12 protein-coding genes are annotated in these 13,070 nt (G+C 65.3%); 8 read left to right on the top strand and 4 right to left on the bottom strand.

Annotated features, from left to right (window positions below):
• Nucleotide 1: 1 nt before the first annotated feature.
• The 4 genes from H7F16_RS01840 to H7F16_RS01825 all read right to left on the bottom strand — a co-directional run bounded on the left by H7F16_RS01840 (nt 2) and on the right by H7F16_RS01825 (nt 4,009).
• Entirely contained in the window at nt 2-1,207 is a 1,206-nt protein-coding gene (locus tag H7F16_RS01840; protein WP_185795848.1) for an ABC transporter permease, read from the bottom strand.
• Nucleotides 1,207-1,905, bottom strand: a complete 699-nt coding sequence (locus H7F16_RS01835; protein ID WP_185795847.1) for an ABC transporter ATP-binding protein — start codon at nt 1,903-1,905, stop codon at nt 1,207-1,209. Before H7F16_RS01835 ends, H7F16_RS01840 begins: the two co-directional genes overlap by 1 nt.
• Nucleotides 1,902-3,146, bottom strand: coding sequence for an efflux RND transporter periplasmic adaptor subunit (locus H7F16_RS01830; RefSeq protein WP_185795846.1), 1,245 nt, complete (start codon nt 3,144-3,146; stop codon nt 1,902-1,904). The genes H7F16_RS01835 and H7F16_RS01830 overlap by 4 nt, the downstream gene beginning before the upstream one ends.
• Before the next feature lie 173 nt (nt 3,147-3,319).
• Nucleotides 3,320-4,009 carry a GntR family transcriptional regulator gene (locus H7F16_RS01825; protein WP_185795845.1) on the bottom strand — a complete coding sequence of 230 codons (690 nt, stop codon included), beginning with the start codon at nt 4,007-4,009 and terminating at the stop codon, nt 3,320-3,322.
• Nucleotides 4,010-4,248: 239 nt separating this feature from the next.
• Between H7F16_RS01825 and H7F16_RS01820 the strand changes: the two genes are divergently transcribed.
• From H7F16_RS01820 to pstA, 8 genes are all read left to right on the top strand, one after another.
• Nucleotides 4,249-5,226: an ABC transporter ATP-binding protein gene (locus H7F16_RS01820; protein ID WP_185795844.1), complete on the top strand. Its 978-nt coding sequence runs from the start codon at nt 4,249-4,251 to the stop codon at nt 5,224-5,226.
• Between the two features lie 40 nt (nt 5,227-5,266).
• Nucleotides 5,267-6,532 carry an ABC transporter substrate-binding protein gene (locus H7F16_RS01815; RefSeq protein WP_185795843.1) on the top strand — a complete coding sequence of 422 codons (1,266 nt, stop codon included), beginning with the start codon at nt 5,267-5,269 and terminating at the stop codon, nt 6,530-6,532.
• 113 nt (nt 6,533-6,645) lie between these two features.
• Complete coding sequence (locus tag H7F16_RS01810) at nt 6,646-7,509, top strand: ABC transporter permease subunit (RefSeq protein ID WP_185795842.1); 864 nt, start codon at nt 6,646-6,648, stop codon at nt 7,507-7,509.
• A gap of 1 nt (nt 7,510) precedes the next feature.
• Entirely contained in the window at nt 7,511-8,347 is an 837-nt protein-coding gene (locus H7F16_RS01805) for an ABC transporter permease (protein WP_185795841.1), read from the top strand.
• Complete coding sequence (locus tag H7F16_RS01800) at nt 8,347-8,994, top strand: aspartate/glutamate racemase family protein (RefSeq protein WP_185795840.1); 648 nt, start codon at nt 8,347-8,349, stop codon at nt 8,992-8,994. The genes H7F16_RS01805 and H7F16_RS01800 overlap by 1 nt, the downstream gene beginning before the upstream one ends.
• 176 nt (nt 8,995-9,170) lie before the next feature.
• On the top strand, nt 9,171-10,223 hold the full coding sequence (locus H7F16_RS01795; protein ID WP_185795839.1) for a PstS family phosphate ABC transporter substrate-binding protein: 1,053 nt from the start codon (nt 9,171-9,173) through the stop codon (nt 10,221-10,223).
• Nucleotides 10,224-10,280: 57 nt separating this feature from the next.
• Nucleotides 10,281-11,738, top strand: coding sequence for a phosphate ABC transporter permease subunit PstC (gene pstC, locus H7F16_RS01790; protein WP_185795838.1), 1,458 nt, complete (start codon nt 10,281-10,283; stop codon nt 11,736-11,738).
• Nucleotides 11,735-13,066 carry a phosphate ABC transporter permease PstA gene (gene pstA / locus H7F16_RS01785; protein WP_185795837.1) on the top strand — a complete coding sequence of 444 codons (1,332 nt, stop codon included), beginning with the start codon at nt 11,735-11,737 and terminating at the stop codon, nt 13,064-13,066. Before pstC ends, pstA begins: the two co-directional genes overlap by 4 nt.
• Nucleotides 13,067-13,070: the final 4 nt, after the last annotated feature.

Below are 13,070 nucleotides of genomic sequence, written 5' to 3'. Positions count from 1 at the left end.
CCTATTGGTGGCGCAGCGCGTCGATGGGGTCGAGTTTGGCCGCGCGGCGGGCGGGGAAGAAGCCGAAGACCACCCCGATGAAGGCCGAGAAGCAGAAGGCCAGCGCCACGACCGAAACCTGCGGCGCGAAGGGAATCGTCATGAATTGCGAGGCGCCATAGGCCAGCGCGAGACCGAGCGCGATGCCGATCACCCCGCCGAGGACGGACAGCACCACCGCCTCGACCAGGAATTGCGTCAGCACCTGACCCGAGGTCGCGCCCACCGCCAGACGGATGCCGATTTCACGGGTGCGTTCGGTGACCGAGACCAGCATGATGTTCATGATGCCGATCCCGCCCACCAGCAGCGATACGGCGGCGACCGAGGACAGAAGCCCCGTCAGCACCGAGTTGATCGAGGTGAGCATCGAGGCGATTTCGGCCATGTTGGTGACCGAGAAGTCGTCATCCTTGCCGATGCCGATGCGGCGGCGGTCGCGCATCAGGTTCTGGATGTCGCGGGTGCCGCGTTCGGCGGTGACCGATTTCTTCAGGGCGACGGTGATGCGCTCGACGTCATCCTTGCCTTCCAGCCGTTTCTGCACGGCGCGGATCGGCATCAGGACGATGTCGTCCTGATCCTGCCCGAACGACCCCGCGCCCTTGGGCGAGAACAGGCCGATCACGGTGCAGGAGACGGATTTGACGCGGATCGCCTGCCCGACCGGATCGCCCGCGCCAAAGAGCGACTGGCGCACGGTTTCCCCGATGATGCAGACCGCCGCGCCGCCGCGTTCCTCGGCCTCGGAAAAGCTGCGGCCCTTGGCGAGTTGCCAGTTCGAGGCGGCAAGGTAACCGGCGGTCGATCCGGTGATCTGGGTCGAACGGTTCGCGCCGCCGAAGACCACGGTGGCGGCGGTGGTGGTGGTGGGGGCGACGGCGGCGGCAACGGTCAGGTCCGAAAGCGCCTCGGCATCGCGCAGGGTGAACTGGGGCGCATCCTCGCGCGGGCCGGGGCCCATCGTCTGCCGGCCGGGACGCAGGACGAGGACATTGGTGCCGAGGCTTGCGACATTGGCCGAGACCTGCGCCGAGGAGCCTTGGCCCACGGTGACCATAGCGATGACGGCGGCGACGCCGATCACCACGCCAAGCACGGTCAGAAAAGAGCGCAGCTTGTTGCGGATGATCGCCCGAAAGGCGAGGCGGACGGTTTCCCACAGCATCAGGCGGCGACCTTGACGGGGCTGTCGCCGGTGATCAGCCCGTCGGTAAAGACGACAAGGCGGTTCGCATAGGCGGCGATGTCCATCTCGTGCGTGACCATGACGATGGTGATGCCCTCGTCACGGTTGAGGGCTTGCAGGAGCAGCATGATCTCGTGGCTGCGGTGGCTGTCGAGGTTGCCGGTGGGTTCGTCGGCGAGGATCACGCTGGGGTTGCCCGCAAGGGCGCGGGCGATGGCGACGCGCTGCTGCTGGCCGCCCGAAAGCTGGGAGGGGTCGTGGCCCTCGCGGCCCTGCAAGCCCACCTTGGCAAGGGCGGCGCGGGCGACGGAAAGGCGGGCTTCGGGCGCGATGCCCTTGTAGATCAGCGGCAGTTCGACGTTTTCCAGTGCCGTCGTGCGGGGCAAAAGGTTGAAGCCCTGAAACACGAAGCCAAGGTAATTGCGCCGGATCAGCGCGCGCTGGTCGTTGTTCAGGCCCTGCAACTCGGCCCCTTTGAACAGGAATTGCCCGCTGCTCGGGCGGTCGAGGCAGCCGATGATGTTCATCGCCGTCGATTTGCCCGATCCGGACGGGCCCATGATGGCGACGAATTCGCCCGCTGCGATGGTCAGGTTCACCCCGTCGAGGGCGCGCACCTCGGCCTCGCCCTTGCCATAGCTTCGCGTGACGTTGCGCAGTTCGATCAACGGGGTCATTGCGCCACGCTCTGGTCGGTGATCACCGCATCGCCTTGGGTCAGGCCGTCGGCGGTGATGGCGGTCTGGCGGCCGTCGGTTTCGCCGGGGGTGACGGGGATGTTGACGGGGGTGCCGTCGCGCAGGACCCAGACGGATTTTCCGTCTGCCGTGGCCGAAGGGCCGCCCGGTCCGCGGCGGGGCATGATGAGACCGAGCAGGCCGCTGCCGCCACGGCTGGCCGAGGCGGTCTGCGGCGGGGCATAGCGCAGGGCCGCGTTGGGGATGATCAGGCTGTCATCGACCGATGCCACGGTGATGGCGGCGGTGGCGGTCATGCCGGGGCGCAGCAGGCCATCGGGGTTTTCGACCGTCAGGACGGCCTTGTAGGTCACCACGTTGTCGGTGGTTTCGGGGGCGTAGCGCACCTGCGCGATGCGGGCGGGAAAGCTGCGGCCGGGGAAGGCGTCGACGGTGAAGGTGGCTTCGTTTCCGGTGGCGATGCGGCCGATGTCGGCCTCGTCAATATCCACCTGAAGGTCCATCTTGGCGAGATCGCCCGCGAGGGTGAAAAGGACGGGCGCGTTGAGAGACGAGGCCACGATCTGCCCCACCTCGGCGGTGCGCGACAGCACGATGCCGTCGATGGGCGCGCGGATCACCGAGTTTTCCAGATCGGCGCGGGCGAGTTCGAGATTGGCCTCGGCCACGGTGAGGTCGGCGCGGGCGATGTCGACGGCGGCTTGCGAGCGGCGGTATTCGGCATCGGTCGAGATGAAGTCGCGCCGCGCGGTGACGCCGCGCTTTTCCAACTGCTTGGCCAGATCGTAGGTGGCGGCGTTCTCGGTCGCGGTGGCTTCGGCCTGCGTGACGCGGGCGCGGGCGGCGGCGACCGAGGCTTCGGCATTGGCGACCTGCGCGCGGGTCTTGGTGTCGTCGAGGCGGGCGAGTTCCTGCCCCTTGGTCACCTTGTCGTTGTAGTCCACGCCCACGGCGACCAGCGTGCCGGAGAGTTCGGACGACAGATCGACCTTGGTCGTCGGCTGCACGGTGCCTGTGGCGGTGACGGTCACGGTCAGGGCGCCCCGGGTGACGGCGGCGGTGTCGTAGCTGACGGTTGCCACGCTGTTGCGGGCGGTCATCCACCAGCCCGCCCCGCCAAGGGCCAGCACGGCCGCGATCGCGGCGCCCCAAAGCCACGGGCTGCGGGATTTGCCCGTGCCTGCGATCAGGCGGGAGATGTCGGTGCTGTCGTCGGTCATCGGATATCCGTCACAAGGTCACGGCCAAGCTGCGGCCTTTGCGGGTTATACGCAACGCCGCATCTTCTCCGTCGCGACATGGGGCTGATTTTCCATGTGGCAAAGGGCTGCGGCGGAAATTGCCCGCGCCTCGCGCCCTTGTGACACAAGCTGCCGCCGAAGCTGCGGGGCGATCAGCGGCCCAAAGCCTCGGCAAGGGTGCGGGGCGGGCCGGGCAGGTTGCGCAGGTCGAGCGAGGAGACGAGGTCGAGCAGATGGCCTTTCATCAGCTCTTCGGCGCTGTCGCCATCATGGTCGGCGAGGGCGCGGAGCAGGGCGTGGTGGGCGTGGCTTTCGCACAGCGCGTTCCGCCGCTGCCAGTAGAGCGCGATGATGAGCGACGAGCGCGCCACGAGTTGCGTGACAAAGGCGCAGATCGTGTCCTGATCGGCGATACGGGCGATTTCGATGTGGAACAGGCCCGAAAGCCGCAGGGCGCGGCCCGCATCGCCTGCGTGAAGGGCATCATGCTCTTCGTCGATATGGCTTTGCAGGCGGGCGATATCGGCGGGGGTGGTGCGGGCTGCGGCCGAGCGGGCGGTGCGCGGTTCGAGCAGGGCGCGGGCCTCGAACACCTCGCGCGCCTCGCGGATGGTGGGTTGGGCGACGCTGGCGCCCCGGTTGCGCTTGAGCGTGACGAGCCGGTCATGCGCAAGCTGTTGCAGCGCCGCGCGGACGACGGTGCGCGAGACGCCGAAGATCTCGCCCACCTCGTCCTCGACCAGCTTGGTGCCGGGGGCGAGGCGGTGTTCGTGGATGGCCAGCGCAAGGCGGCCTGCCACCGTCTCGCTGTTGCCCTCCATCGCGCGGCTCGCGTCATCCATACCGCTCTCCTTTGACCCGATTCTTGGGGGTTTCGACGAAAAGCTGCAAGGGTGTGCGGTGTTGTGGTGGATCGGCTGGCTTATTGTATACAATTTAGCCGACAATTTATGCGGCACACCGGATACAGCCGCCCAAAAAGCGGGCAGTTGACGTTTCGCCATATCCGCCATGCGGTTTTTCCTGCCCTTCGCCGCGTTTCGCCCGCTCGACTGGACCCAAGGCACCAGACGGAGACGACATGCGCGGCGGACATGACCTTGAACTCGTCCATGTGACGAAGCGGTACGCGGGCGGCGCGGTGGCGGTGGCGGATGTGAGCCATCTGTTCCGTGCTGGCAGCTATGTCTGCCTGTTGGGACCATCGGGCTGCGGCAAATCCTCGACCCTGCGGATGATCGCGGGGCATGAGGCGATTACCGAAGGCTCGATCCTTTTGTCGGGCAAGGATGTGTCGGCGCTGCCGCCCGCGCAGCGCGGCACGGCGATGATGTTCCAGAGCTATGCGCTGTTTCCGCATCTGTCGGTGGCCGAGAACGTGGCCTTCTCGCTGAAGATGAAGGGCGTGGACAAGGCCGCGCGGATGCGCCGTGCGGGCGAGATGCTGGAGCTGGTCGATATGACGGCGCTTGCCGCGCGGCTTCCGGCGCAGCTTTCGGGCGGGCAGCAGCAGCGCGTGGCGCTGGCGCGGGCGCTGATCACCGATCCGCAGGTGCTGCTTTTGGACGAACCCTTGTCCGCGCTCGACCCGTTCCTGCGTATCCGGATGCGGGCCGAGTTGAAGCGGCTGCAACGCGAGTTGGGGATTTCCTTCATCCACGTCACCCACGGGCAGGACGAGGCGCTGGCGCTGGCCGACGAGATCGTGGTGATGAACAGCGCCCGGATCGAACAGGCGGGCAGCGCGCGCGATGTGTTCAACGCGCCGCAGACCGAATTCGTGGCGCGCTTCATGGGCGGGCACAATGTGCTGGCCCTGCCGCAGGGGCGTTTCGCCATCCGCGCCGATGCCGTGCGCCTTGCCGCGCAGGGGGCCGAGGCGGTCGTGACCTCGGTCGAGTTCCAGGGTGCGCATGTCGCGCTGACGGCCCGCGCGGCGGGCGATCAGGACATTCTCGCCCTTATTCCCGAAGAGCAGTTCTTCGCGGATCCGAAATCCCCCGGCGATGCCGTGCGCCTTGCCTGGGACGAAGGGCGGTTGCACCGCCTTTCCGCCTGAAAGCCCGAAAAAGAAACCAACAGTCAGAGGAACGAATGCAATGAAAAAGAACCATTACAGCCGCCGCAGCCTGCTGAAGGGGGGCGCTGCCGCCCTTGCCGCTTCGGCCTTTCCCGCGCCGATGATCTGGGCGCAGGACATCAAGGACATCACGCTGCGCCAGTTCGGCACGGGCGTTTCCAACCTGAACGAGGTGGCGGCCAAGGTGAAAGAGGACCTTGGCTTCACGCTGGAAATGACGGCGCTCGATTCCGACGCCGTGACGCAGCGCGCCGCGACCCAGCCCGACAGTTTCGACATTGCCGATATCGAATACTGGATCTGCAAGAAGGTCTGGCCGACCGGAAACCTGCAGGCGATGGATACCAAGAAGATCGCCAATTACGACAAGATCGTGGGCATCTTCCGCAACGGCAAGCTGACGCCGGAATCGACCATCGCCCAAGGCACGGCTCCGCATACGGTGGGCTTCACCTCGGGGCCGGGCGGCACGGATTTCGTGGCCGAGGAATCGGGCTGGATGACGCTGATCCCCACGATCTACAACGCCGACACGCTGGGCATCCGCCCCGACCTGATCGGCCGCCCCATCGAAAGCTGGACCGAGCTGTTGAACCCCGAGTTCAAGGGCAAGGCCTCGATCCTCGACATCTCGTCCATCGGCATCATGGACGCCGCGATGGTCTGCGAGGCGATGGGCGCCATCCAGTATGGCGACAAGGGCAACATGACCAAGGAGGAGATCGACAAGACGATGGCGATCTTTACCGAGGCCAAGAAGGCGGGACAGTTCCGCGCCTTCTGGAAGTCGTTCGACGAATCCGTGAACCTGATGGCCTCGGGCGAGGTGGTGATCCAGTCGATGTGGTCGCCCGCGATCACCGCCGTCAAATCCAAGGGTATCCCTTGCGTCTACCAGCCGCTGAAAGAGGGCTACCGCTCGTGGGGTGGCGGCATCGGGCTGTCGGCCAACCTGTCGGGCGTGGCGCTGGATGCGGCCTATGAATACATCAACTGGTATCTCTCGGGCTGGGTCGGCGGTTTCCTGATGCGTCAGGGCTATTACTCGGCGGTGCCGGAAACCTCGAAAGAGTTCATGACCGCCGACGAATGGGGCTACTGGTTCGAAGGCAAGGCCGCTGCGGGCGACATCACCAACCCCTTCGGCGACAAGCTGGCAGGTGCGGGCGACACGCGCGACGGCGGGGCCTTTTATGACCGCATGGGCAAGGTGGCCTGCTGGAATTCGGTCATGGACGAGAACCAGTACATGGTCCGCAAGTGGAACGAGTTCATCGCCGCCTGAGCGGTGGCGGTGCGGCGCAAGGATTTTCAGGAAAATCCTTGCGTTGCGCCCCTGGCAAAGCCTGCGCCCCCCGTCTTGCGGGGGGCCTTTCCCGACAAGTGCCGGAGAGCGCCGTGCAAAGACTTCTCAAATCTGCCGATGTGACGGGCTGGTTGCTGGCCGCGCCCCTTGTGCTGGTGCTGGCGGTGTTCCTGATCCTGCCGGTCGTCATGATTGCGGTGGTCAGTTTCTGGCAGGCGACCGAATTCTCGATCGTGCCGGCCTTCAGTTTCGAGAATTATGAATTCCTCTTCGGCTCGGCGGTCACCTATGACGTGTTCTGGAACACCTTCCGCTATGCGCTGATCACATGGGCGCTGACGCTGGGGGTCGGCTTTACGGTGGCCTATTTCCTTGCCTTCCACGTGCGCACCCTGACATGGCAGATCGCGCTGGCGCTGATTTGCACCGTGCCTTTCTGGACGTCGAACGTGATCCGCATGATCAGCTGGATTCCGTTTCTGGGCCGCAACGGAATTGCCAATTCCACGCTTTTGTCGATGGGCGTGATCGACCAGCCGCTGGAATGGCTGCTGTTTTCCGACTTTTCGGTGATCCTTGCCTTTGTCCATATCAACACGATCTTCATGGTCATCCCGATCCTGAACACGATGATGCGGATCGACCGCAGCCTGATCGAGGCGGCGCGGGATGCGGGCGCTTCGGGCGCGCAGATCCTGTGGAATGTGATCATCCCGCTGACGAAACCCGGCATCATGATCGGGACGATCTTTGTCCTGACGCTGGTGATGGGCGATTTCGTCACCGTGCGTTTCATGTCGGGGTCGCAGTCGGCCAATGTGGGGCGGCTGATTTCCAACGATGTGGGGCTGCTGCAATACCCCTCGGCCTCGGCCACGGCGGTGGTGCTGCTTGTCACGGTGCTGATGGTGGTGGGCCTGCTGCTGCGGCTTGTCGATATCCGCAAGGAGTTGTGAGATGGAACCGAGACCGCGCAGCTTTTACGTCCTTGCCACCTTCTTCGGGCTTTACGTCCTGTTCCTTTACGGCCCCACGATCACCATCGGCATCCTGAGCTTTCAGGGCCCGGGGGGCGGGCTGACATTTCCGATGCAGGGGGTGTCGCTGAACTGGTTTCACGAACTGTTCGAGACGCAGGCCGTGGGCGATATCTGGGGCAGTTTCCGCCGCTCGTTCGCGCTGGGGCTGATGGTGATGGTCACGACCATCGTCGTGTCGGTCATGGGGGGGCTGGCGTTCCGCAAGCGGTTCAGGGGGTCGGCGGTGCTGTTCTATCTGGTGATCACGGCGCTGGTGATCCCGTCAATCCTGATCTCGCTCGGGGTGGGGCTGGTGTTCACGCAGGCGGGGGTGCCGATCCACTGGGCGACATCGGGGTTCGGGGCGCAGTTGACATGGACGCTGCCTTTCGGGCTTTTGGTGATGTTCGCGGTCTTCAACCGCTTCAACCCCGCCTATGAAGAGGCCGCCCGCGACCAGGGGGCCAGCGCGTGGCAGGTGGTGCGGCATGTGGTGCTGCCGATCATCGCGCCCTCGCTGATGGGGGTGGCGCTGTTCGGCTTTACCCTGTCTTACGACGAATTCGCGCGGATGCTGCTGACCTCGGGGTCCTACAACACGCTGCCGCTCGAGATTTACGGGATGACGACGAATGTCACGACGCCGGTGATCTTTGCGCTGGGCACGCTGACGACGGCCTTTTCCTTTGTGGTCATCGCGGCCTTCCTCGTCTCGGTCTGGGTGATGAACCGCAGGCGGGCGCGGCACGGGTCGGATGCGGGCAAGGCTGTGTGATGCGGCTTTTGTACATCAACCCCAATGCCACGGTTTCGATGACCGAAGGCGTGGTCGCGGTGGCCCGCGCGGCGGTGCCGCAGGCCGAGGTGATCGGCTGGACCAACCATGACGGGCCGCCCGCGATACAGGGGCCCGAGGATGGCGCGGCGGCGGTGGCAGGGGTGCTGGCGCTGTTGCCCGCCGCGCGGCGCGAAGGCGTGGGTTGCATCGTGATCGCCTGTTTCGACGACACGGGGCTGGCCGAAATCCGCAGGGCTGCGCATTGCCCCGTGATCGGCATCGGGCAGGCGGCGTTCCATATGGCCGCCTTGCTGGGGCACCGCTTTTCGGTGGTCACCACGCTGGCGGTTTCGGTGCCGGTGATCGCAGGCAACATCGAGGGCTACGGCTTTGGCGGGATATGCGCTGCGGTCCGCGCCTCGGGGTTGCGGGTGCTCGAGGTGGACGAGGGCAGCCCCGCGACGGTCGCACGGCTGGCCGCCGAGATCGCAGCCGCCGAATCGCAGGACGGAATCGGTGCGGCGGTGCTGGGATGCGCGGGAATGGCCCCGCTTTTGCCCGCGCTTCGTGACAAAACCGGGCTTGTGCTGATCGACGGCGTGGCCGCGTCGGCGCGGCTTGCCCAAGCCTTGGTGCGGGATTAGGTCGCCAGAACAAGGCGTTAGGCGCAAAACGTGCAAAGGCCCGCCCGTTCCGGCCCAAGGGGCGCGGGGCCTTTTGCAACAAAACTGTCATAAACCTATTACGTAGGCGTCATAGACCCCCGCTAGGCAGATGGCGAAGCCGCGAGAGATTGCGGTCGCCCTAGAAGGAGAGATCCATGACCGTCCTGAAATTCACCGTTTCGGCCCTGGCCGTGCTGGCTGCGGCCGGCGCCGCCGAAGCCCGCGACAACCTGCAAGTCGCCGGTTCCTCGACCGTGCTGCCCTATGCCACCATCGTTGCCGAAGCCTTCGGCGAGAACTTCGACTTCCCGACCCCCGTCGTCGAAGGCGGCGGTTCGGGTGCTGGCCGCAAGAAACTGTGCGAAGGCGTGGGCGAAAACACCATCGACGTCGCCAACTCGTCCAGCCGGATCAAGCAGTCGGACATCGACGAATGCGCCAAGAACGGCGTCACCGATATCATGGAAATCCGCATCGGCTATGACGGGATCGTCTTTGCCAGCGCCGTGGACGGGGCCGATTTCGCCCTGACCCCTTCGGATGTGTTCCTTGCGCTGGGCAAGAACGTGGCCAAGGACGGCGCTTTGGCCGCCAATGCCGCAAAGCAGTGGTCCGATGTGAACGCGGCCCTTCCGGCGCAGGATATCCTTGCCTTCATCCCCGGCACCAAGCACGGCACGCGCGAGGTGTTCGACCTCAAGGTTCTGCTCGAAGGCTGCAAGGCCAACGGCGCCTATGACCTTTACCTTGCCGCTTCGACCGGCGCCGATGACGAGGCCAAGAAGAAAGAGGCCGAGGCCGCCTGCTTCGAAACCCGCACCGATGGCGCTTCGGTCGACATCGACGGCGACTATACCGAGACGCTGGCACGGCTTGAGGCGAACCCGACCGCGATCGGCGTGTTTGGTCTGTCCTTCTACGAAAACAACACCGACAAGCTGAAAGTGGCCACCGTTTCGGGTGTGACGCCTTCGGTCGAGACGGTGTCGAGCGGGGAATACCCCGTGTCGCGCCCGCTGTTCATGTATGTGAAAAAGCAGCATATCGGCGTGATCCCCGGCCTTAAGGAATACATCGAGTTCTTCGTTTCGGACGATATGGTCGGACCCGAGGGCGAGTTGACCCAATACGGTCTGGTCCCCGATCCGGAGCTGGCCGCGACGCAGGCCGCCGTGGCCGCCGAGACGGTCATGGGGCCGCTGGAATAAGTTGAAACGGGGGGCGGCACATCTGCCGCCCCCGTCCTTTGCTTTGCAGGATGTGACATGACCGTCGGTCTTCTTTCGCTGCTGCTTCTGGTTCTTGCCGCCCTCGGCTTTGTCGTGGGGCGGCAAAAAGCCATCGCCTCGGTCAAGGGCGATACGCGGAACCTGCATTCGCTGCCCGCCTATTACGGAATGGGCGTTGCGCTGTTCACGGCGGTTCCGGCCTTTGCCCTGATGCTGGTCTGGCTGCTGGTGCAGCCCGTGCTGATCGAGGCGCAGGTGACGGGCATGATCCTGCCCGAGGATATCGCCGACGGGTCGAGCCGCGATCTGGTGATGTCGGATGTGCGCCGGATCGCTTCGGGCATGGATGTGCTGGCGGAGCGCGGCCTGCCCGAGGCGGAATTCGCCAAGCTGGTCACCGATACCACCGCGCTGAAAACGCGGCTGGCCGATGCCGGGGTGGCCCTTGCCGCCGATATCAACCCGCATGTGGCCGAGGCCGCTGCGGTCTACCGCGCCGAGGTGGCCACGGGCCGCGCATGGCTTGCGGTCGCGGCGCTGGCGCTGGCGGTGGCGGGGTTCCTGCTGGCTGCGATGCGCGTGACGCCCGAGTTCCGCGCCCGCAACGTCGTCGAACAGTTCATCCGCGTGCTGCTGGTGGCTGCGTCCTCGGTTGCGGTGCTGACGACCGTCGGCATCATCCTGAGCCTTGTGTTCGAAAGCTGGCATTTCTTCCGGCTTTATCCGGCGAAGGATTTCTTCCTGTCGCTGACATGGGCACCGAAATTCGGCGGCGGGTCGTCGCTTGGCATCTGGCCGCTGCTCTGGGGCACGCTTTACGTGTCGGCCATCGCGCTTTTGGTCGCGGTGCCGGTGGGCCTTATGGCGGCGATCTACCTGTCGGAATACGCCGGGCCGCGCCTGCGGTCGGTGGCGAAACCGGCGCTCGAGATCCTCGCCGGTATTCCGTCGATCGTATACGGGCTTTTCGCGCTGATGACGGTGGGTCCGTTCCTGCGCGACTGGCTGGCGCGCCCGATGGGGATCGGCGATTCCTCATCAAGCGTGATGACCGCCGGTGTGGTGATGGGCATCATGCTGATCCCCTATGTCTCGTCCTTGTCGGATGACATCATCAACGCCGTGCCGCAGGCGCTGCGCGACGGGTCTTACGGGCTGGGGGCCACGCAGTCCGAGACGGTGAAGCAGGTGGTTTTCCCCGCCGCCTTGCCCGGTATCGTCGGCGCGATCCTGATGGCCGCTAGCCGCGCCATCGGCGAGACGATGATCGTCGTGCTGGGCGCGGGGGCGGCGGCGAAGCTGAGCCTGAACCCCTTCGAGGCGATGACGACCGTCACCGTCAAGATCGTGAGCCAGCTGACCGGCGACACCGAATTCGCCAGCCCCGAGACGCTGGTCGCCTTTGCGCTGGGTCTGACGCTCTTTGTCTTTACGCTGGGGTTGAACGTGCTGGCCCTCTACATCGTCCGCAAATACCGGGAGCAGTATGAATGAGTGACGCAACCGGACATGTGACCTCGCTTCTTGCGCCGGATGCGCGGACCAAGGCGCGCAACGCGGCCGAGCGGCGGTTCCGGATGATCGGGCTTTCGGCCGTGGGTCTGGGCCTTCTGGCGCTGCTGGTGCTGCTGTCCTCGGTGCTGGGCAACGGTCTGTCGGCCTTTCAGCAGACCAGCGTGGCCCTGACCATTCCGCTGGACGAGAAGAAGCTCGACAAATCGGGCAAGCGCGACCCGGCGGCGATGGCCAAGGTTACGACCGTGGGCTACGGCAAGCTGATCCAGGAAGCGTTGCAGGACATGCTGGATCAGGCGGGCGTCGATACCGGCGGGCTGAAACCCAAGGAACTGATGGGCCTTTTGTCGAAAGAGGCCGCCGCCGACCTGCGCGAGCGGGTGCTGGCCGACCCCGCGCTGGTCGGCACGACGCAGACCTTCGAGGCGATGGCGAATGGCCGCGTGGACGGCTATTTCAAGGGCCGCGTCACGCTGGAAAGTGCCAAGCGCGATGCCAATATCAGCCCCGAGCAACTTGAACTCGCGCAGCGGATGGCCGATGCGGGGCTGATCGTGACCAGCTTCAACTGGAAATTCCTGACCAATCCCGATGCGTCCGAGCTGCGCCCCGAAAGCGCGGGGCTTGGCGTGGCGATCCTTGGGTCGGCCTATATGATGGTGATCGTGCTGGTGCTGTCTTTGCCCATCGGGGTGGCGGCGTCGATCTACCTCGAGGAGCTGGCGCCCAAGAACCGCTGGACCGACCTGATCGAGATCAACATCGCCAACCTTGCCGCCGTGCCGTCCATCGTTTTCGGCATCCTTGCGCTGGCGCTGTTCATCAACTTCCTCGGCCTGCCGCAATCGGCCCCTGTCGTGGGGGGGCTGGTGCTGACGCTGATGACGCTGCCGACCATCATCATCGCCACGCGGGCCAGCCTGAAATCGGTGCCGCAGGGCGTGCGGGATGCGGCGCTGGGTGTGGGCGCGTCGAAGATGCAGGCGATCTTCCACCACGTGCTGCCGCTTGCCATGCCCGGCATCCTGACCGGCACGATCCTCGGCCTTGCGCGGGCCTTGGGCGAAAGCGCGCCCCTGCTGCTGATCGGCATGGTCGCTTTCGTGAAAGACTATCCCGCCGCACCGCCCGAGGGGTTCTTCGACCCTGCCTCGGCGCTGCCGGTGCAAGTGTACAGCTGGACGCAGCGCGCCGATCCGGCCTTTGCGGAACGGGCTTCGGGTGCGATCATCGTGCTGATGCTGTTCCTGCTGACGATGAATGCCGTGGCGATCATCCTGCGTCGCCGCTTCGAGCGCCGCTGGTAATGGG

Source organism: Paragemmobacter straminiformis (genome assembly GCF_014243445.1).
Classification (GTDB): domain Bacteria; phylum Pseudomonadota; class Alphaproteobacteria; order Rhodobacterales; family Rhodobacteraceae; genus Paragemmobacter; species Paragemmobacter straminiformis.
The sequence above is the reverse complement of the archived record's forward strand: the minus strand, read 5'-3'. Positions and strand labels throughout refer to the sequence as shown.